The sequence below is a fragment of the Lactobacillus delbrueckii subsp. delbrueckii DSM 20074 = JCM 1012 genome (assembly GCF_001433875.1).
GTDB classification, from domain to species: Bacteria; Bacillota; Bacilli; order Lactobacillales; family Lactobacillaceae; genus Lactobacillus; species Lactobacillus delbrueckii.
The window spans coordinates 1-583 of the sequence record NZ_AZCR01000041.1; the positions used below are offsets into that span (position 1 = coordinate 1).

Annotated in this window: 1 protein-coding gene; it reads right to left on the reverse strand. The window is 52.1% G+C overall.

The window, feature by feature from the left end; all coding sequences use genetic code 11:
• A partial coding sequence (locus FD23_RS10580) for a thiamine pyrophosphate-dependent enzyme (RefSeq protein ID WP_236743898.1) occupies positions 1–583 on the reverse strand: 583 nt, incomplete at both ends.

The following is a 583-nucleotide window of genomic DNA, read 5'->3' on the forward strand; positions in this document are numbered from 1 at the left end:
ACCGTCACCGGCCAAGTGCCATACTTCACGGTCTGGCATTGCAGTTGCGGCTGCAATGGCAGCTGGTGAGCCGTAACCCATGGTTGCGTACAAGCCTGAAGTAGTCCAGCGTTGCTTGCCGTTCATGTTCAACAGACGTGCGTGGTCCATGTTAACATTACCAACGTCAATAGCGAAGACAGCGTTGTCTGCGGCTTCCTTGTTGATGACATCCCAGATTGGTTCTTGGCGTACACGGCCTTCGTCCTTCAAGTGGTCGTCAGCAAATGAAGCAGTCCATGCATCCCATTCTTCACGGTCGGCCAAAGCAGCCTTGTAAAGTGGTGATTCTTCGCGGGCTTCACCGGCGTCGATCAAAGCACGCAAGCTCTTCTTAGCGTCTGCCAGGATTGATACGTCAACTGAGTGACGCTTGCCTTGCTTTTCTGGGTCAACGTCGATTTGGATAACCTTGGCGTTCTTAGGGAACCACAATACTGAGAATGGTGAGTTGTTACCAACACAAACTACCAGGTCAGTGTGGCCTTGAACTTCGTTAGGAGCCTTACCACCGATACGGCCGATAGTCCCCAAGTATGGCTTG